Origin of the sequence: Varibaculum timonense (genome assembly GCF_027694345.1) — a bacterium.
Taxonomy (GTDB): domain Bacteria; phylum Actinomycetota; class Actinomycetes; order Actinomycetales; family Actinomycetaceae; genus Varibaculum; species Varibaculum timonense_A.
Map to the genome: position 1 here is coordinate 90,527 of NZ_JAQEVU010000006.1, position 19,300 is coordinate 109,826.

General features: G+C 49.3%; 17 protein-coding genes. 6 read left to right on the forward strand and 11 right to left on the reverse strand.

Annotated elements, in window-relative coordinates; all coding sequences use genetic code 11:
* Positions 1-11: 11 nt before the first annotated feature.
* The 4 genes from feoB to PG728_RS06355 form a co-directional block, all read right to left on the reverse strand.
* Positions 12-2,027 carry a ferrous iron transport protein B gene (gene feoB / locus PG728_RS06340; protein ID WP_270626473.1) on the reverse strand — a complete coding sequence of 672 codons (2,016 nt, stop codon included), beginning with the start codon at positions 2,025-2,027 and terminating at the stop codon, positions 12-14.
* 127 nt (positions 2,028-2,154) lie between these two features.
* Entirely contained in the window at positions 2,155-2,625 is a 471-nt protein-coding gene (locus PG728_RS06345) for a septum formation family protein (protein WP_072510370.1), read from the reverse strand.
* A 17-nt stretch (positions 2,626-2,642) separates the two neighbouring features.
* Positions 2,643-3,686, reverse strand: coding sequence for an inorganic phosphate transporter (locus tag PG728_RS06350; protein ID WP_072510369.1), 1,044 nt, complete (start codon positions 3,684-3,686; stop codon positions 2,643-2,645).
* Between the two features lie 3 nt (positions 3,687-3,689).
* On the reverse strand, positions 3,690-4,340 hold the full coding sequence (locus PG728_RS06355) for a DUF47 domain-containing protein (protein ID WP_270626475.1): 651 nt from the start codon (positions 4,338-4,340) through the stop codon (positions 3,690-3,692).
* Positions 4,341-4,670: 330 nt separating this feature from the next.
* On the opposite strand from PG728_RS06355, the gene PG728_RS06360 reads away from it, so the two are divergent.
* Complete coding sequence (locus tag PG728_RS06360) at positions 4,671-5,654, forward strand: hypothetical protein (protein ID WP_270626477.1); 984 nt, start codon at positions 4,671-4,673, stop codon at positions 5,652-5,654.
* A 99-nt stretch (positions 5,655-5,753) separates the two neighbouring features.
* Here PG728_RS06360 and PG728_RS06365 read toward each other — a convergent pair whose 3' ends face one another.
* From PG728_RS06365 to PG728_RS06395, 7 genes are all read right to left on the reverse strand, one after another.
* A complete protein-coding gene (locus PG728_RS06365; RefSeq protein WP_270626479.1) occupies positions 5,754-6,398 on the reverse strand; it encodes a YesL family protein in 645 nt (214 codons plus the stop codon).
* A 28-nt stretch (positions 6,399-6,426) separates the two neighbouring features.
* A complete protein-coding gene (locus PG728_RS06370) occupies positions 6,427-7,473 on the reverse strand; it encodes a LacI family DNA-binding transcriptional regulator (RefSeq protein ID WP_270626481.1) in 1,047 nt (348 codons plus the stop codon).
* 118 nt (positions 7,474-7,591) lie between these two features.
* The gene (locus tag PG728_RS06375; RefSeq protein WP_408648211.1) at positions 7,592-8,494 is read right to left on the reverse strand and encodes a carbohydrate ABC transporter permease; all 903 of its coding nucleotides are present in this window, start codon (positions 8,492-8,494) and stop codon (positions 7,592-7,594) included.
* Positions 8,491-9,336, reverse strand: coding sequence for a carbohydrate ABC transporter permease (locus tag PG728_RS06380; RefSeq protein ID WP_072510364.1), 846 nt, complete (start codon positions 9,334-9,336; stop codon positions 8,491-8,493). The genes PG728_RS06375 and PG728_RS06380 overlap by 4 nt, the downstream gene beginning before the upstream one ends.
* Before the next feature lie 184 nt (positions 9,337-9,520).
* The gene (locus PG728_RS06385; protein WP_072510363.1) at positions 9,521-10,849 is read right to left on the reverse strand and encodes an ABC transporter substrate-binding protein; all 1,329 of its coding nucleotides are present in this window, start codon (positions 10,847-10,849) and stop codon (positions 9,521-9,523) included.
* A gap of 318 nt (positions 10,850-11,167) precedes the next feature.
* Positions 11,168-12,523 (reverse strand): C40 family peptidase, encoded by a 1,356-nt coding sequence (locus tag PG728_RS06390; protein WP_270626483.1) that lies wholly within the window; start codon positions 12,521-12,523, stop codon positions 11,168-11,170.
* Between the two features lie 260 nt (positions 12,524-12,783).
* Complete coding sequence (locus tag PG728_RS06395; RefSeq protein ID WP_072510361.1) at positions 12,784-13,332, reverse strand: inorganic diphosphatase; 549 nt, start codon at positions 13,330-13,332, stop codon at positions 12,784-12,786.
* A gap of 129 nt (positions 13,333-13,461) precedes the next feature.
* On the opposite strand from PG728_RS06395, the gene dacB reads away from it, so the two are divergent.
* The 5 genes from dacB (at position 13,462) to folE (ending at position 19,295) form a co-directional block, all read left to right on the forward strand.
* Positions 13,462-14,889, forward strand: coding sequence for a D-alanyl-D-alanine carboxypeptidase/D-alanyl-D-alanine endopeptidase (dacB, locus tag PG728_RS06400; protein WP_270626486.1), 1,428 nt, complete (start codon positions 13,462-13,464; stop codon positions 14,887-14,889).
* Positions 14,886-16,007, forward strand: coding sequence for a tRNA lysidine(34) synthetase TilS (gene tilS, locus PG728_RS06405; protein WP_270626488.1), 1,122 nt, complete (start codon positions 14,886-14,888; stop codon positions 16,005-16,007). The genes dacB and tilS overlap by 4 nt, the downstream gene beginning before the upstream one ends.
* Before the next feature lie 9 nt (positions 16,008-16,016).
* On the forward strand, positions 16,017-16,568 hold the full coding sequence (gene hpt, locus PG728_RS06410; RefSeq protein ID WP_270626490.1) for a hypoxanthine phosphoribosyltransferase: 552 nt from the start codon (positions 16,017-16,019) through the stop codon (positions 16,566-16,568).
* Between the two features lie 156 nt (positions 16,569-16,724).
* Positions 16,725-18,725 carry an ATP-dependent zinc metalloprotease FtsH gene (ftsH, locus tag PG728_RS06415; RefSeq protein ID WP_270626492.1) on the forward strand — a complete coding sequence of 667 codons (2,001 nt, stop codon included), beginning with the start codon at positions 16,725-16,727 and terminating at the stop codon, positions 18,723-18,725.
* Between the two features lie 3 nt (positions 18,726-18,728).
* The gene (gene folE, locus PG728_RS06420; RefSeq protein WP_270626494.1) at positions 18,729-19,295 is read left to right on the forward strand and encodes a GTP cyclohydrolase I FolE; all 567 of its coding nucleotides are present in this window, start codon (positions 18,729-18,731) and stop codon (positions 19,293-19,295) included.
* Positions 19,296-19,300 lie beyond the last annotated feature (5 nt).

A 19,300-nucleotide genomic window follows, 5' to 3' on the forward strand; every position in this document is an offset into this window, starting at 1 on the left:
TATCTCTTTCTTTAGTTGGCGCTTAGTTTGGCTTGCTGGTGCAGCTGGTATTCGGCAGCAAAGCTAGCGCGTACTCGGCGGGCAATCACCGTAATGACCATAGCCATTAGGGCGACCGCAATTAGTCCCGGTAGGAAACTTGCGGCTAAATGTCCGTAGAGTACCAGGGTTCCCACCTGGTTCACCAGGTAAGCAACAGTGAAACCGGTACAAAATTGGAGACCGATAGCGCTCCAGAGCCAACGGCGATCTTGCATTTCCGAGTTCATAGCTCCGATAGCCGCAAAACAGGGAGGAGTGTACAGGTTAAAGAACAGGTAGGCGAGGGCGCTTACTGAGGTAAGCCCCATAGTGGTGGCAATAGTGTTTGCACCTCCAGTAATCGCTAGTTCTTCAGTGTCGATGAACCGGGTAAGACCGTAGACCACCGCCAAAGTACCTACTACGTTTTCTTTGGCGATAAACCCGGTAACAGCGGCGGCAGCTAGCTGCCAGGTGCCAAACCCGAGCGGGATAAGCAGAATCGAGAAGGGAGTGGCTATAGAAGCCAATATGGAGGTGTTTTCGGCGCCCTCTTCAACTACCTGGAAATTCCAGGTAAAGGTTTGCATTAGCTGTACTACCAGGTTGCAAAGCAAAATAATGGTGGCAGCTTTAATGATGTAGGCTTTGGCGCGTTCTAGCATTGATATGGTTGCGTGCCACGGGTTAGGGACTTTGTAGCGGGGCAGTTCCATAATGAAGAAGGATTTGCGGAACTTGTAACCAGTAACCATTTTTACCAGCAAGGCTCCCAAGAAGATTAGGGTAAGACCTACAAAGTAGCTAACCCAGCTCACCCAGGCGGATCCGGCAAAGAATGCACCACCAAATAGCGCAATTACCGGGATTTTTGCCCCGCAAGGAACAAAGGAAGTCAGCATGGCGGTTGCTCGCCGTTCGCGCTCGTCGCGGATAGTACGGCAACTCATGATGCCCGGAATGGCACATCCGGTGCTGATGATGATGGGAATTACTGATTTACCGGACAGGCCTACCCGTTTGAAAATTGGGTCGAGGACGGCGCTTACCCTGGCCATATAACCAGATTCTTCCAGCAGCGCCAGCAGGAAGTACATCACCATAACCAGTGGTAAGAATCCGATAACTGCACCTACGCCACCGATAAGACCGTCAGCAACAATCGTGGTCAGTAGCGCGGGGCTATCTGCCATTTGTTCGCTAACCCAGTCTTGGAAACTTTCAATCCAACCTACTAGCCAATCGGCTAAGAGCGGCCCCAGATAGGTTTGAGAAATGGCGAAAACTGCCCACATTATCCCAGCAAAAATAGCAATACCGGCAAATTTGTTGGTTAGTATTGCGTCCAGGGTGTCTTGGCGAGTATGGGAGGCAACTTTAACTGCCCGGGTTTCCACCTGGTCTACCACTTGGTCTACGAAATGGTAGCGCTCGCGGTCGGCATTTTCTACGGCTTGTTTATCGGTAAGGTCGATATCTGCTTGGAGATAGGGCGGGTTTTGGGTCTTGCCGAGTTGGGAAAATACTTCCTTTAGTACCTGCGCTAAACCGTTGTGATCTTTCGCGGTGGAAACGGTGGGCACGACCGGACAGCCCAGTTTATTTTGCAGTTTTACCGTATCTATCTGGGTGTTTTCTTTTTCGTTGATGTCGCTTTTATTGAGGGCGATTACTACCGGAACCCCTAGCTCAAGTAGCTGGGTGGTAAAGAATAAGGAGCGGCGCAGATTGGTGGCATCAACGATATTTACAATCGCATCCGGATTAGCGTCACGGACATATTTACTGGTGATGGTTTCCTCGGGGGTAAAAGGAGACATAGAGTAGGCTCCGGGCAGGTCTACCGCTGTGGCAACGTGTTGCCCACTTAGCTCTGGCTTTAGGCTGGCCTCAGTTTGCCCTACGGTAACTCCGCTCCAGTTTCCAACTTTCCCTTTTTCGCCGGTTAAAGCGTTAAACATAGTGGTTTTACCGCTATTGGGGTTACCGGCAAAGGCGATTCGCATAGCCTAATCCTCTCAGAAATCTGCGATATTAGTGATGCTGCTTATGCGCACCTAACTAAATATAACCTTACCTACTATAAGGGAAACCTTAATGGGACTTAGAGCTCTGGATTAGCCATGCGAAAGATTACTCTTTCGCATTCTGTAAAGAAGTCTTGTGTGGAGGAAGGGTTAAGGCCACGCAGGTTAGCTTTCGTGCACCCTCGTCCTTGGAACTGGTCTCAGTGGGGGAAAGAGGATAAAGATCCCAGCGGGAATCGCGGTAGCTAATCCCCACGAAATCTTGAAAATCCTGGGCACACTGTTTAAGAGCCAAATCGTAGAGCTGTTTTTGAGACGGAAAAGAGCTTCCGTGCAGGGATTTTATCCCAACCACTTGCGAGTTGTGAGAGCGGTTACAATCCACCCGTTCTACCTGTCCGGCCGGTTGTTTTCCGGTCAAGACTTCCTCGCTCATATTGAAGCAATCGCCAACTTTTAAATCAGAGGTAGCAACTGGCTGAGAGGAACACCCAGATAAAGCCCCCAGGCTCAAAGCGGCCAGGGTGCAAATCAGCCCCAGGTGCGTCCTTAGGCGAGGAAAAGTAAAAACAGTCATTACTTACACACTAGCGCCTAATATGGGAAGACGGCGTGAATCAAGAAATAACTGAGAGCCCCAATCAAACCTGCCCCGGGAAGTGTAAGTACCCACGCAATCGCGATGTTACCGGCAACCCCCCAGCGAACCGCAGACAGACGCTTAGTAGCCCCTACCCCCATAATCGCGGAGGAAACTGATTGAGTAGTAGAAATCGGAGCATGCCAAACGAATGCGGTGAAATACAGGATTGAAGAAGAAGTTAGCTCCGCAATAAAACCGTGAGCCGGGGTAACGTCGATAACCTTAGAACCGAGGGTATGCATAATCCGTCCTCCCCCGAAATAGGTTCCCAGAGAAATCGCACCGGCAGCAGCAACCTTAACCCAGAAAGGAATCGTCAAATGCCCGGATGAAGCCCCATGGTAACCAGCGGTGAGCAGCGCCATGGTAATAATGCCCATAGTCTTTTGGGCATCTTGCAAGCCGTGACCGAGTGCCATAGCAGCAGCCGAAAAACGCTGTAGGAAACGGAAATTGTTCATCGTGCGGTGATAGCTGACGTTTTTGAGCAACGCCAAGAGTGCTCGCATTATCAAATAGGCAGTAAAGAAGCCTACCAGGGGAGAAACTATCATCGGGACGATTACATGATCTAATATCCCCAGCCATTGAACGGTGATGGCAGAAGCTAAACCAACACCTGCCATCCCCCCAATCAAGGCGTGGCTAGAGGAAGATGGAAGCCCGAAATACCAGGTGATAATGTTCCAGGCGATTGCCCCCACCAAGGAAGCCAAAATAATCACTAGGCCATGATGCTGCTCGGCAACAGAGGTGGACTCGGTGAAATGGGAAATGTCGATAATTCCGTTCCCAATGGTTTCAGCCACCCCCGTTCCCAACATCGCCCCCACGATGTTCATTATGGCGGCCATTAACAGAGCAGATTTAGGGCGCATCGAACGGGTAGAAACACAGGTGGCTATGGCGTTAGCGGCATCATGGAAACCGTTAGTAAAGTCAAAAACTAAAGCGATAACCACAACGATACTGACCAGTACCAAAGTAGTGTCCACGATTTAGGACTCCTTGATATAGATGGCCTCAACCGCGTTGGCTAGGCGTTCAAAAGAATCGCAGGTGGTTTCTAACGACTCGACCACATCTTTCAGTTTAATAACATAGATGGGGTCGGTTTCGGAGCTAAAAATCTCTGCCAAAATCTTGCGATACTGTTTATCGCCCTTGTTTTCTAGGCTATTGATTTTTACCGTGTAGTCTTTGATGTTCTGCTTTTTCCGCAGTTTCGGGAGAGCCTGCATAGTTTCCTTAGCGCATTCTTGCAGGATTTGTGCCTGTTTTTCTAGCCGCCGGGGAATATCTTCGATTTCGTAAAGGACGATTAGGTCGCCTGCTTCGTCGATACCGTCCATGCAATCATCTAATGCTGCCGTTAGCAGAGAAATATCTTCTCGATCCATGGGGGTGACAAAGGTGGCGTTCAGCATATTCATAGTGCGGTGCGTAATCTCGTCCGAGTTATGTTCGAGATCGTGCAGCTGAGAACGTAACTGTTTTCGCTCCTCAAAGGAATCTACACCGGTAATTTTAAGTAGTAATTCCGACGCGGTTTCTAGGTTATGCGCCGCTTTATTGAACAGGTCGAAGAAATCTTCTTTATCTTCTTTTTTCTTGCCGAACAGCATCTTGCCTCCTTGACGAAGAACCATCCGCCTTAAGGGTATCCAACTTTTCTAGCTAACCGATAATTAGCTATCTCGGTATTTTTATAGGGGGAGCTGTCCAGGGGATAGGGAGAAAAACGCCGGACCGTCAAGCGCCAGTCGGCGCTGAGGCCGCTCGTAGCGGCAATTTTTGGAGCCCGGGGCTAAACGGTCCGACGCTCCTATAGTCTATCGAAAGCTACCTCCCCTTGCACCTAGGGATGCTCAGCAGCGGCTATGATGCTGTGACTTTAGTTAGAACGATTGCTTTTTCAGATCGACAAACCGTTATGACCCTCTTTGCCCGGGAAGATGCAATCTAGGGATAATAAAGAGGTGATTAATAATGCCCCTAAATATCGGTTGCGCCGTCTAGTTAGTTTGCTGATATTGACGATAATAATCACCCTGATAGTGAGCCTAATTTATCTATTTACCCGGCAGGATAATAGCGTTAATCTGCCGCCTGAGCCTAGAATGCCTCCGGTTAGCTCTCAGGGCTTTGATGAAACTAATTTGATTAGTGGAAGCGAGTTCACTCGCTGGGATTCCCTTTCTTCACAGCAGATTCAAGCATTCATTACTGATTGGGGCTATGGATGTCGCAGTGGGAAAACCGAAAAAATGCCGAAAGATACTGGAATCTATACCCCGGCTAGCGGTGAGGATAAACAGAGCCAATCGGTACCCTGTTTGAAAGACTATCGAGGCGTCCTTGCAGCTCACGACGCTGACCGATTTTGTTCTCGGGCAGTTCAAGGTGGCGAGAACTTAACCGCGGGGCAAATTATTGCTCAGGTGTCCCGCGCCTGTGGGATTAACCCGAAAGCTATTTTGGTTACCTTGCAAAAAGAACAGGGACTTATTACTGCTTCTTCAACCCGCCTTACGCCTCGGCGATACCAAATTGCCATGGGGTATGCCTGTCCGGATCATAAAGCCTGTGACTCGCAGTTTTATGGGTTTGGTACTCAGGTTTATTACGCGGCGCGACAATGGCGACGCTACCAGCTAAATCCGCAGAATTATGACGTAGTGGCTGGTAAGGCAGTTATTTTAAGGTATGGGCCAGATTCGCGTTGCGGCAGCAAGAAAATTATTCCCCAAAACTGGGCAACTGCCGCGCTGTACAATTACACCCCCTATTTGCCCTCATCAGATGCGCTTGCGGGACTAAATGATGAGTGTGCGCAACCGGGGAATCTAAATTTTTATCAGTTTTATAAAGCCTGGTTTGGCGACCCGGTTAAAGGTGGGGGACAAGTGCTCACCCGCAAAGCCCTCGCTGCGCAGCAATCCCGACCAGCAACCACGAAATAGGGCATTCCCAAAGGACGGGATGCCACCTAAATGCAATCTAGGTCATCTAAAGGTTATTAGAGTGGGTAATAATCATTCTTAGCTGGGAACTAAGGGGGATTATCTGGTGGATTCGGCATCTTTGAGCAAGGTCAAAGGAGTATCTAATATCAATGCTTGCAAATAGAGGATGAATCCCCAGCCAAAAAGGGGCATCAAGATTATTGCGCTCCAGGCTAAAGAAGGACGCAAGTAAATAGCCCCTAGCGGCAGGGCGCTAAACAATAGGGCGCTGAGGGTGCGCGGTAGCCGCCCTAGAGCCAGCAGGGCAGCACTGCGTAGAGTTTGGCTAAAGGAAGCGGAAAACTGGGAAGCATAGGCAAAAAACCAAGTAGTAATAGCAACGATTGCTGCCAAGCCGAGGATTACTCCGGAGCGCATTATCAAGGTCCAGGTGGGGGTGAGGTGAAGATATTTTATTAGTTGTAACTGATAGATACCTACCAGCAAGAGGACGACTAGGATGATGCCACCGGGTAAGGAAGAGCGAAAATCTGCACGAAAACGTCTCCAAAAGGTAAATCCCGGTCTTGCTCCCTCCTCGCGGACGATTTGTAAAAGAACATAGAATCCGGCGCTTAGAGCCGGACCGATAGTGATTACCGGAATCGAAGCGATAGTAATAAAGGCACTAATCATGGCGATATCAGCGAGGAGAGTCAGGAGAGCGGCTAAGGAGCCTTCATGGGAAAAGAATCGGTTCATGGTAAATGTGGATTGTTGGAGAAAACGATTAACAATTTGGTGCTGGGGCAGTAGAATCGCCGACCAGCAGTTTGCCGGGTAGTAGTATTTGTGATTGTTTTACTTTTTTCTTGTTTATCTGGGAAAACAATAGGCGACAGGTGTTTTCAGCTAACTGTTCAATGGGTTGTTCAATGGTGGTCAAAGCGGGGTTGGTGTAACGGGAGAACTCTATGCCATCGAATCCAGTTACCGAAACCTCTTGTGGGATTCTAATATTGGCATCTATCAGGGCTTTTTGAGCACCAATAGCAATCACATCACTGATAGCTACTACCGCAGTGAACGGGATTTTACGTGCCAAGAGGCGCTGAGCCATATGGTATCCGTAGCTTAGAGAATAGGGGTTATCTTTCTTATTTCCCTGTACCGTTAGCTGCTTATCGTACGATATTCCTTCCTGTTTTAGAGCGGAGATAAAAGCTTCTTGACGGATTAGTCCCACTGAATGTTCTGACTTGTCCGGCCCTAAAAAGGCGATGTGTTTATGTCCCAGTTTCACCAGGTGGGAGACAATTTTGGCAATGGCAGAGTTTTCGTCCACGCTGACAGTGGCAACCGTGTGATTCCATTGTGGACCGGGGGGAACAGTACACATAACGAAAGGTAAGGGGAAAGTGTCGAACACGGCTGTGGATTGATGGGCTTCTCCCCCTAAAAATAATACTCCGGCGGCTCCAGAGTTTTGCTGCGCGCCACGCCCGATTTCTACTTCTTCTACTCCGTGCGGAACTCGCAGCAGGGACATTTGGTAACCCTGGGAACGGATTTCTTTTTCTAACGGGTCGATTAGTGACAAGAAGAAGGGATTGGAAGGACCCTTCATCACCATAGCGATGTTATTTATATGAGATGACCTGAGGTTTTGTGCATGGCGATTGGGGAGATACTGTAAGTCGTCGGCAATTTCTAGGATGCGTGCCCTGGTGGCGGGAGATATTTCGTCTTGATTATTGAGGGCGCGGGAAACGGTAGTAATTCCCACTCCGGCAGCAGCGGCAATGTCTTTAATGGTTACTGCCGCTAACTGTGCCATGGAGATGTTCCTTAAGTAAAAGTAAATAAAAGTAGGTATTGAAATTATATCGGGTGGAAATAAAAACAGGGTTTGGGGCGAAAACTTGAGATGTTTCGCCCCAAACCCTGCTAAAGTTTTAGCCTTTTACAGCCCCGGCAGCGACGCCCTCGATAATGTATTTCTGCATCAAAATGTAGAAGATTACAATCGGGATAATCGCCAGTACCAGCATAGCCATTAAAGCACCCATATCGCGGTTTCCGTTCGATCCCAGCAGGAACTGCACCACAATGGGGATGGTTCGATAGCTACTGCCCGGTCCTAACACCAGATTGGGGAGCAGGAAGTCATTCCAGACCCACATGGTGTTGAGGATAGCTACCGTAATGGCAGTGGGTTTTAGCATTGGTAAGACTACTCGGAAATAGGTTTGAAGAGGGTTACAACCGTCAATGGTGGCAGCTTCTTCAATGTCAATCGGGATTGATTTTACGAATCCGGCGAACATGAATACGCTCAAACCGGCTCCAAACCCGAGGTAAAGCACCATTAATCCGAGCGGGTTATCCAGGCGGAGCAGACTGGATACCTGTACGGTGGGGAACATTACCATCTGGAATGGAATTACCATCGAGAAAACAAAAATATAGTAGAGGGCGCTCGTCCACCAGCTCTTAACCCTGGTGATGTAGTAGGCAGTCATAGCGCAAAGCATTACTATAATCGCCACCGATCCGATAGTAATTACGAAAGACCACAAAATCGAACTGAAGAAATTCGATAGGTGCAGACCGGTAACGTAGTTTTGTAAACCTACGAAGGAATCTCCGAGGGGAATGGAGAAGGGGCTGTTCGATAGCTCAAATTTCGATTTGAACGAGTTCATAACAACGAACAGAATCGGCCCTAAAAATATGCAGGTAAGAGCAATTAAGATCACGTAAAGCAGGGCTTTGGTGACCGGGCTGGTTCCTTTTTTATCTTCTTTCATTTTCATTCCTGTTGAGGGTAGGGGAGCTGGTGCTTTTACTTCGCTCATGCTTCAATCTCCCTTGCTCTGGTGGTCCGCAGCTGGAACATGGCGATAACTACCACGACTACTACGAAAATTACGGCTTTAGCTTGACCGACGCCCTCTGCCCCTACCTCGGCAAACATGGAATTTACGATGTTAAGGGCGACCATCTCGGTTTTACCGGAGGGCGCACCATTGGTTAGTGCCAGGTTTTGGTCGTACATTTTGAAAGTGTTTGACAAAGTTAAGAATAAACAGATGGTTATAGAGGGCATCACCATGGGAATAGTGACGTTACGCAGCACTTGCCAGCGACCTGCCCCATCTATCTCTGCTGCTTCGGTAAGCTCTGGGGGTACGTTTTGCAGTCCGGCAATATAAATAATCATCATATAGCCAATCAGCTGCCAATTAATCAGCACGATTAACCCTAGGTATCCATATTTCCAGTCACTTACGAGGGTAGCTCCGTATTCTGACAAGATGGAATTGATAATGATTTGCCAGGTGTAGCCCAATACGATGCCACCAATCAGGTTGGGCATAAAGAATACAGTCCGGAAAAAGTTTGTTCCTTTTAGTTTACGGGTCAATACCCAAGCGATTGCGAACGCAAACAGATTAACCGAAACGATAGATACGATTACCACCATAACTGTAAAAATGAATGCAGAGGTAAATCCGTCACGACCATCGAATATATCGACGTAGTTTTGGATTCCTACAAAAGTTGCATCGGTTATGGTGGTGAAATCACAAAATGATAGGAAAAAACCGATAATAAAAGGCACTAGGAAAGCAATAAGAAATGCCAACAGTGTCGGTAATACGAAAATTGGGAAGTAATATTTTAACTTTGACTTCATTGTCTGTCCTTTTCCTGATCATGGTTAGTGTCTCAGGATGAAACTTGTTTTGCTTGTAGTTTTGAAACTAATTAAATCAGAATCTGCTGTTTGTCCTGCATAGCTTGGAGGTTTGCTGGGAGGGGAGTTTTACTCCCCTCCCAGCCGGGCTGTCACCCGATTTGTCTTACTGCAGGGTGGTTAGCTATTTCTTTTCAGCTGCCCAACCGTCAGTGAAGTTCTTTACTACCGCATTCCAGTCCATGTTTCCGGCAGCATATTGTCCTAGTGCCTGACCGAAGCCATCCTTGAACTTTTGTGAGGGGTAAATGGTGAACGACCACGGTACCACGCTACGATCTTTGTTGCTTAAGGCAGCAGCAACTTCCTTAGCTAGCGGATCATTGGGGGTTTCGCTAGCGCTGAAGCTCTTGAACGGAGCGATGAATCCAAGATCTTCAACTACGAATTTCTTGCCGTTAGCACTGGTGAATAGCCAGTTAGCGAAATCAATAGTAGCTTTTTGGTCAGCTTTAGAAGCTTTGGCATTAACAGCTAGGAAGTTTTCCGTTCCTACTGCCAGTCCTTGCTTTTCTTCACCTTGATGACCGGTGTAAATGGGGAGCATCTTGATTTTATCTTCTTTAACTTTGTTCCCCTCAACATCTTTTACCTGGCTCCATGCCCAGTTACCGTTTTGTACCATCGCAGCTTTCCCTTGAGCAAACTCAGCCATGGAGTCAGTCACGGTCTTGGAGGGGGTCAGTTTCTTGTCAACGGTAGAATCCGTTAGGTAAAGATCGAAAATGTTCTTGAACTCTTTGTTGTATTTGAATTCTGCTTTGGCGATATCGGTCGCTTTAGCGTCTTGCAATTCGTAATACATGGGGATGTTGGAGAGGTGGGTTTGCCAACGCCAATCTTCACCGCTAGCTAGCGAGGTAGAGGCGAATACCCCATCGATTCCCAAGTCGGCTTTGTGAGCCTGCATATCGTCAGCAACTTCCTTCAACTTGGCGAAGTTGTTGATTTCGTCCATCTTGGTGGCTTTGGCGCCTGGCATTGCAAAATACTTGTCCATGATTTCTTGGTTGTAGATGATGCCGTAGCCCTCTACCGCCAAGGGGACGCCGTAAACCTTTCCGTCCTCGCCCTTGAGAGCCAGGTTGGGGTCATTTAAATCTTTAGCGAACTTTGCATCGGTTAAATCGGCGGTGTATTTCTGCCAAGTCTTTAAACCTACCGGACCGTTTACCTGGAACAGGGTGGGTGGCTTGGGTTTAGAAATTTCCGATTTTAAGGTTTGCTCGTATGTGCCCGAGGCTGCGGTAACGACTTTAACTTCTACTCCGGTTTCATCGGTGTAGGCTTTAGCAATTTTCTTGTAGGCTTCTTCTGCTTCTGGTTTGAAGTTTAGGAAAGAAACAGAGCCTTTTTCGTTAGCGTTGTCAGAACCAGATCCGCATGCAGCTAGACCGGTTAGCGCAAATGCTCCAGCAACAGCTGCTGCTAGAATACGAGTTTTCCTTTTCATTAACGTCCTCCCTTGGAGCGTTGGTAAAAGACGGAAGTGATTACTTGCGTCCCATCGGAAACGTTTCCGATGTATAGAGATAACCTACCTCATCTTGCTTTCTGATGGAAGTCTAATTGGGGAAATTGTTATCGTCTTGTTAACTTTCAGGGTTGAAAATTGAGGTTAATGCTCGAAACTAGCTCAGCTAGAATGCTGAGGATAGCCCTGCTGCGCTGATGAAAGTGAATATGTAAAAAGGTGGCGGCGCGGGGATTAAACCATCCGCGCCGCCACCGGGCATTTCTATTTGTAGTTTTAGAGGATGTGCCTAAGGGGCTACAGCACCCTAACGTAAACTGGATTTCCGTAAACTCGGGCAATCTTGACTTTATCTCCAGGTTTGGGAGCGTGAATCATATAGCCATTTCCAAGGTAAATTCCGACGTGGCTGCGGTAGTTCACCATATCCCCTGGTTGAGCCTGTGATTTGGGGATAATAGTTCCGGCGCTACGCTGTTGTATCGCCCGCCGAGGCAGAGATATTCCGGCAGCATTCCGATAGACATAAGAGGTAAGTCCCGAGCAATCAAATCCCTTTGGAGTCGAGCCTCCCCAAACATAAGGAACCCCTATGAACTGTTTAGCATAAGAAATTACTCCAGCTCTAGAGCCATGCTGGCTAGCAGAGGAGGTTTTCTCAGAGGTATTGTTTGCTTTGGAATCTGAACTACCAGCAGTATTGCTCTTATTTTTTCTTTGGCTGGAATTAGCTTTAGAGTCTTTAGACTTCCGGTTTGATTCTGCGCGTTTAGCGGCTTCTTCCTCGCGAGCCTTCTTCTCGGCTGCTTTACGGGCGGCTTCTGCTGCTTCGCGCTTTGCCTGTTCTTCAGCAGCCTTTAGAGCAGCTTGCTTTGCGGCTTCTTCCCGGGCTTTCCGTTCAGCCTCAATCTGCTCTTGGCGCTCTTTTTCTGCCTGCTCGGTTACACCGCGTGCAGCTGCTAGTTTCTTCACTAGCTCTTCACGCTGAGCTCCCAGGGAAGCTAGCTTTTGCTCAGTGTCAGCCTTTAGCTTGTCAGCAGCTTCCTTTTGAGTTTTTAAATCCCGCGCTGCCTCAGCTTTTTCATTCTGTGCCGCTTTAGCTCGCGCTTCCAAAACGCTTGCAACTTTGGCAATCGAGTCGAAGGTCTGCATCTGGGAATCCGCCTTCGAACCGAACAGTTCGATGGAGACCTTCCTCATTTCCACAGTTTGCAAACCGTCGGCATGTAGATAAGGAGTCAGCGAGGATAGTGATCCTTGCGTGGTATAGACCGTGCGGGCTAGTCCCCCCAGAGCTTTACGGGCTTCCTCAACTTTTCCCTTGGCTTCCTGAGAGTCCTTCGCGGTCTTGTCAGCGGTTTCTTTGGCAACCACCAAGTTAGAGATGGCGTCGTTATAACCGGCTTCTGCGTCCTCTGCTTGATCGCGGACATCTTGAGTGTAGGCGCTGAGCTTGACCAGCTGAGCCTCAATGTCTGCCACTGAGTTAGCAGCGCTATTTTCTGCCGCCTTGGCCGCTTCGACCTTGTCATCGGCAGGTGAAGCAAAGGCAGCGGGTGCAAATATTGAAGCGGAAGCTGCTAGGGCGAGACTGGCCGAGACTACCAGCGCGCGCCTACCGGCTTTACGCTCCGTAGATACGTGGAGCTTCATAAGCTATCCTCCTAGAGCGACTTTTGGGAGTTATAAGTCGAGCTAAGTGTCACAATACCGCGCTTTAGTATCTCTAACAACATATTTCACATTAATAACATGTGTAACAAAGATGAAAGCTGAAGCTTATTTTTAATCAAACCGGCAGTTTCGAGGTGTTATAGCTGGTGTCACAAAGAAAAACACGCGAGAAACAGTAAAGTATGAAATAGCTCACAATATAGGCTATTTGGTGTTTCTCGCGTGCTTAACAGAAAAAACTACTCGGTTATATGTCCGTCGAAAACATCGGCAACCAGTCCGAAATACTTCTTGCCGTTTTCCGCTTCCCAATCTTTCATACGCTGACGAGAACGGCGAATCTCTTCCTCGGCCTCTTTGCGCCCAACCCAATGCGCGCCCTCTACCGATTTGCCTGGCTCTAGGTCCTTATAAACCTCGAAGAAATGCTGAACCTCAAGGCGGTGAAACTCGGAAATGTCTTCTATCTCGGTACGCCACGAAGCCCGCTGATCTGCTGCCGGAACACATAGCACCTTGTCGTCGCCACCGTTTTCATCCCGCATCCGGAACATTCCAAGCGGACGGCAACGAATAACGCAACCCGGGAAAGTGCTTTCCTCTAAAATCACCAGAGCATCAAGAGGGTCGCCATCCTCGCCCAAAGTCCCATCGATGAAGCCATAGTCATCAGGGTAACGAGTAGAAGTAAACAGCATACGGTCTAGGCGGATACGACCCGTTCCGTGATCAACCTCGTACTTGTTGCGGTTACCCTTCGGAATCTCGATAGTAACGTCAAATTCCATTTCCCTTTCCCCTTTCCGCCTTTTTAGCGAAATATGCGACAATCGGGGCAAAAGTATTTACCGCCGAAGTCATGGCATCTACTTTTTATATTGTAAGAATACGTTGAAAATTCGTCAGCTAGGGGAAGAATGCGAAAATCCGTCCTATTGCCGCTAATTCTTCTGGTCGCCCTAGTAATCGGAAGCCTCGGATATGCGGTGGCCGACGCTTACAATCTGGTTCCAGGAATCCTAACAATAGAAAAACAATCCCTAGATTTACCGCAAACCGTCCAAATCGACCTCAACACCACGAAAGCCGAGGCTACCAAAGGGATAAATGAACAGGCTAATCAAGTTACGCCAGAACAGTTAAAACCCCTGATGGATCAGCTAGTTAGTCAAGCACAACACGGAGTAGACAATAAATCTCAGGAATCAGCTTCCCCGGATGCTAACGCCAGAGCGGGAGCGGTCGTAATTGATACCGCAAGCGGGAAGACTATTGCCCAGATAAACGGAAACCAGCTGATGACCCCCGCCTCTTCCTCTAAAATAATTGCCGCCGCCACCGCATTGGATACCCTCGGAGCGCAATATCGCTTCACCACCTCAACCCATTTCGCAGCCGGGAAACTGTACCTGCGAGGAAACGGGGATCAGCTATTATCCCCCAATGCGGGCAATCCCGCCGCTATCTCTGGATATGCAGGTCTGGGAGATTTAGCTGCTAAAACCGCGAAGAAACTCAAAGCGCAAAAAGTCAGCACCACGCAGCTGTTCCTAGATGAAAGCATTTTCGGAGACCAAAATCCGCTTCCCAACTGGAAAGCGCAAGGAAACGACAGATATGAAAGTAAGCCCACTCCCATAGCCATCAATAACGGATTGGCGAACCCGCAGCTATCCTACGGATACCTGCCTGATCCTGCGCTTTCAGCAGCCCAACAATTCGCGCAGCGAATGAAAGATAACGGGATTAGTGTCGAAGCGGTTCAACGCGGTACTGCGCCTAAAGAAGCAGCAATGTTAGCGGAAGTAAAAAGTGCTGCCCTGCACGAAATCGTTCACGAAACTCTAAAAGAATCCAATAATATGCTGGCAGAGGTGCTTTGTCGGGCATCGGCAGCCAAAATTGGTTCCGGTACTAACTTTGCCGGACAGATAAAAGCAGCGCAGAAAGTCTTGAAAAAACTGCATCTAGAGAGCGCAGATTTCGCTAATCAAGACTGTTCTGGCCTATCAACTGAAGATAGGATCAAACCGGCTCTGTTAGCGGCAGTCATGCAGAAAGCGGCAACAGGCAGCGACTCGCAGTTACGCCCCATAGTGTCCTCACTGCCAATCGGGGCTCTAGATGGAACTTTGGATACCCGGTATTCGCAGCAAGCCGCATCCGGTAATGTGCGGGCAAAAACCGGCTCATTGCAGCGAGCCAGATCTTTAACCGGTCTAGTGACCACAAAATCCGGTCGTACCCTAACCTTTGCCGTAATCATTGATTCCTATAAAGAAGGAACGGGGGAAAATGCCCGCGCCGCTATCGACAACTTTGTAAACGGACTGGCATCCCTGTGAAAGCACAGGAGCTACCGGGCGTGCCGGCAGGTGCTGGCGGGCGCGTACAGCGCGCCGTATTGGCGTATCTTAGGCGTCTGGAAAAAACTAATCCTCACGCCACCTTGCTAGTTGCTTGTTCAGGCGGGCCGGATTCCCTGGCACTGGCTGCTGCCTGTAGTCAGCTTGCCTCCTCTAGAAACTTTCACCTGGTAGGCGTAACCGTAGATCATGGTTGGCGCAAAGAATCATCGCTTCAAGCAAGGCAGGTATGCCAAACCCTCAAGGAACTCGGCTACGCAGATATCGCCCTATTAGAGCTTTCCGCCCAAGAAAACGGCAGTGGTAAAGAGGGCGCGGCACGTAAAGCGCGCTACCTCGCGTTGGAGAAGCAAGCTAGATACTACGGGAAAATAGGATCGGAAGTATTTATCCTATTAGGGCACACCCGTGACGATCAGGCAGAAACCGTTCTATTAGGGCTGATACGTGGCAGTGGAGCGCGTTCGATTTGCGGAATGCGCCCCTTTGAAACCATAAAACCAAAGGGCGTAGCTACCGGGCATAGCGCCAAGAGAGCCGGGTATTTACGCCCCCTGTTAGACCTACCGCGCACCGATACTGTCGCTGCCTGTAAACAGTGGGGCTTGCCCTATATCGACGACCCGTCTAACTATCCAGATGGGCCGGTACAGGCAGCAGATGGAAACCCATTGCGTCGCGCTGCTTTACGACATCTTGGGCTACCCGCCCTCGAAAAAGCTTTAAGAGTTGATCCGCGTCCCGCCCTCGCGCGTACTGCTTTGCTTTTACAAGAAGACCTTGATGCTTTAGATGCCCTCGCTGAAAAATGGTTTAACAAAACCAGTCAGGACGAGGTGGGGACGGTGGCAGTGGAAACCAAAGAACTTCTTTCCCAACCGGCAGCTATCCGTAAACGAGTGTGGCGCTTGGCGGCGCTTACGGCTGGTGCGCGCGCCTCAGACCTGCGGAAAGTTCAGCTAGATGCCGTGGACTTTTTAGCGACTGCCCGCCGGGGAACCGGTCCGATTCAGTTGCCTGGTCAGGTAGTATGTTCGCGAACAAAAGGCAGTTATAAGCTTTCATTTAGGCAGAATCGAACAAAATCAAAAGGATAAACTGGGAAAATGGACGCAAACGATATGGGCAATGCGCTCGAAAAGGTATTGATCAGCGAGCAAGAAATTAAAGATAAGCTCGCTCAAATGGCGAAAAAAATCGATGAAGATTATCGAGGACGCGAAATACTGCTGGTGGGAGTGTTAAAGGGAGCCACCATGGTGATGGCTGATTTGGCTCGCCTTATCCACACTCCTGCCGAAATAGACTGGATGGCAGTTTCATCCTATGGAGCTGCTACTAAATCATCTGGGGTAGTGAAGATTCTAAAAGATTTAGACTCCGACTTGACCGGCAGAGATGTGCTTATCGTAGAGGACGTGATTGACTCGGGGCTAACCTTGGATTGGCTCACCCGCAACCTTTCATCGCGGGGTGCAGCCTCGGTAGAAATTGCGGCTCTACTGCGTAAACCCGAGGCCGCAAAAGTTGAAGTCGAGGTGAAATACATAGGTTTCGATATTCCGGACGAGTTCGTGATTGGATACGGTCTGGATTATGCAGAGAAGTATAGAAACCTACCTTTCGTAGGTACACTGGCTCCTCACGTTTATCAGTAGGAGTTTTTCCTCAGTTAATTAAACCGCTGCGCCGAAAGCATAATAATTGGGGTGACAAGAACCAAAGTAAGCATTTAGGGCGCAAAGCGTTTAGGCTTAAATCTATCGAGACAACGCCGCCTAGCGGCACCGGCTAATAGGGTATGAAACCGATAAATGGCGAATAAGAAAAAGAATAGTAACAAGCAATATTGGCTCAAATGGGGAATTCCGACGATTGTCGTGATTGCCGTGTTTTGGGTATTCTCGCAAGCCATGGCGCCCACAGTGGTCGATACCTCCGAGGGTATTGAGCTGTTAAAAGGCAAAACTGTGCAGCGGGCAGTGATTAATGATGGTACTCAGCAGGTAAAACTGACGCTCTCAAAGAAATACACCCCAAAGAATCTGGGACAGGATACGCAGATATTCCCGCCAAGTGCCGCCAAAGAAGTTACTTTCACGTTTGTGCAGCCACAAGCAGAACAGATTAACAAACTGATTCAAGACTCTAACCTCAAAAAGGGCTATAACTCGATTTTCCCCACCGGTTCTTGGTGGTCAGCCCTAGCCCAGATGATGATTCCGCTGCTGCTTTTCTTTGCCTTGATTTGGTGGGCAATGTCCAGAATGCAGGGCGGCGGCATTATGGGGTTTGGTAAATCGAAGTTCAAGAAACTTGATGCCAGCGCCCCCAAGATTACCTTTGGTGATGTTGCGGGAGCCGATGAAGCGGTAGAGGAATTACGAGAGATTCAAGAATTCCTGGCTAACCCGGCTAAGTTCCATAACCTGGGGGCTAGAATCCCCAAGGGCGTGCTGCTGTGTGGCCCTCCGGGAACCGGTAAAACCCTGCTAGCCAAAGCGGTAGCTGGGGAAGCTAAGGTACCATTCTTTACTCTCTCGGGTTCCGAATTCGTAGAAATGTTCGTGGGTGTGGGGGCTTCGCGGGTACGTGACCTATTTAGCCAAGCCAAAGAATCCGCCCCCGCAATCGTGTTTGTTGATGAAATTGATGCTGTTGGTCGTCACCGCGGTACCGGTATGGGTGGCGGGAATGATGAGCGCGAACAAACCCTAAACCAGCTGCTAGTAGAGATGGATGGGTTTGATGAAAACACTAACGTGATTTTGATAGCCGCCACCAACCGTCCCGATGTGCTAGACCCGGCGCTACTGCGTCCAGGACGTTTTGATCGGCAGATAAACGTAGATGCGCCCGACATCAAGGGGCGCAAAGCGATTTTGCAGGTGCACGCCAAAGGCAAACCAATGACCACAGATGTTGATTTGGGACAGGTTGCCAAACGCACTCCTGGTTTTACCGGTGCTGACCTGGAAAATGTGCTTAATGAAGCTGCGCTGCTGACTGCGCGTTCTAATGCCGATTTGATTGATATGCGAGCAGTTGATGAAGCTATCGACCGGGTGATTGCTGGGCCACAAAAACGCACTCGGGTAATGAACGATCACGACAAGCTGGTTACCGCTTATCACGAGGGCGGACACGCACTTTGTGCCGCTGCCTTGCGTTATACCGACCCGGTTACCAAGGTTACGATACTCCCGCGTGGGCGCGCCCTCGGCTACACCATGGTGATGCCCACTGAAGATCGCTATTCGCGCACCCGCAACCAGCTGTTAGATGAATTGGTTTATGCCATGGGAGGGCGGGTAGCTGAAGAACTGGTGTTCCTTGACCCCTCTACCGGTGCGTCCAACGATATTGAAAAGGCCACCGCTACTGCCCGTCGCCTCGTAACCGATTTTGGGATGTCCGATAAGGTAGGACCGGTAAAACTCGGGAAAGATGACAGTGAACCATTCTTGGGGCGTGACGGGATTTCTAGCCGAAACTATTCAGAAGCCGTAGCCAGTACCATTGATGAAGAAGTACGTAACTTCCTGGATAGTGCCAACCGCGAAGCCTGGGAGATTCTGACGCGAAACCGCAGTATCCTCGACGATTTAGCCGCCCGCCTAATCGAAAAAGAAACTTTGCTAGAAGAAGAGCTGACAGATATTTTTGCTCCGGTAACTAGGCAAGCCGAGCGAGAAATATGGTCATACGGCAAAGAAGGGGCTGTTCCCGGAGCTGTAATCGGACATCCGATTGCTGAACCTAGCGCCCCAAGCACCGCTCCGATTCCTAAAGACCTGGAAGTGGAAGGTAAATAACTGGTGGGCTATAACCAAGAGGGGGTTGAAAAAGCGGTTCGCGACCTGCTAATCGCTATCGGGGAAGACCCTGACCGAGAAGGGTTACAGGAAACCCCTGCCCGCATGGGCAGAGCCTGGAAAGAAGCTGTTTCGGGGATGCTAACCGATCCGGCACAGCCTTTAGAAAAACAGTTCCAGGTTGATGATGACGAATTGGTGATGGTGCGGGGAATCCCTTTCTACTCCCTATGCGAACATCACCTGTTACCCTTTTTTGGGGTTGCACATGTGGCATATATTCCCCGTGATGGTCGCATAACCGGATTGTCGAAACTGGCACGAGTGGTCGAGGGTTTTTCTCATCGCTTGCAGGTGCAAGAGCGTCTAACCGCCCAGGTGGCGGATGCCTTAATGGAAAAGCTAAATCCTCGCGGGGTCGCAGTGGTAATCGAAGGGGAGCATCTATGTATGTCCATGCGGGGGATTAGAAAACCGGGGGCACGCACCACCACCTCGGCTCTACGTGGAATTATCCGTTCAGATTCACGTAGTAGAGCAGAAGTGCTCTCCCTGATTCGCGCAAACTGACTTTC

Coding starts and splice junctions, on each gene's coding strand:
- PG728_RS06395 (WP_072510361.1), bottom strand. CDS start 13,332: ATGGAATTTGACGTTACTATCGAGATTCCGAAGGGTAACCGCAACAAG.
- feoB (WP_270626473.1), bottom strand. CDS start 2,027: ATGCGAATCGCCTTTGCCGGTAACCCCAATAGCGGTAAAACCACTATG.
- PG728_RS06355 (WP_270626475.1), bottom strand. CDS start 4,340: ATGGTTCTTCGTCAAGGAGGCAAGATGCTGTTCGGCAAGAAAAAAGAA.
- PG728_RS06380 (WP_072510364.1), bottom strand. CDS start 9,336: ATGAAGTCAAAGTTAAAATATTACTTCCCAATTTTCGTATTACCGACA.
- PG728_RS06385 (WP_072510363.1), bottom strand. CDS start 10,849: ATGAAAAGGAAAACTCGTATTCTAGCAGCAGCTGTTGCTGGAGCATTT.
- PG728_RS06365 (WP_270626479.1), bottom strand. CDS start 6,398: ATGAACCGATTCTTTTCCCATGAAGGCTCCTTAGCCGCTCTCCTGACT.
- PG728_RS06390 (WP_270626483.1), bottom strand. CDS start 12,523: ATGAAGCTCCACGTATCTACGGAGCGTAAAGCCGGTAGGCGCGCGCTG.
- ftsH (WP_270626492.1), top strand. CDS start 16,725: ATGGCGAATAAGAAAAAGAATAGTAACAAGCAATATTGGCTCAAATGG.
- hpt (WP_270626490.1), top strand. CDS start 16,017: ATGGACGCAAACGATATGGGCAATGCGCTCGAAAAGGTATTGATCAGC.
- dacB (WP_270626486.1), top strand. CDS start 13,462: ATGCGAAAATCCGTCCTATTGCCGCTAATTCTTCTGGTCGCCCTAGTA.
- PG728_RS06345 (WP_072510370.1), bottom strand. CDS start 2,625: ATGACTGTTTTTACTTTTCCTCGCCTAAGGACGCACCTGGGGCTGATT.
- PG728_RS06370 (WP_270626481.1), bottom strand. CDS start 7,473: ATGGCACAGTTAGCGGCAGTAACCATTAAAGACATTGCCGCTGCTGCC.
- PG728_RS06375 (WP_408648211.1), bottom strand. CDS start 8,494: ATGAGCGAAGTAAAAGCACCAGCTCCCCTACCCTCAACAGGAATGAAA.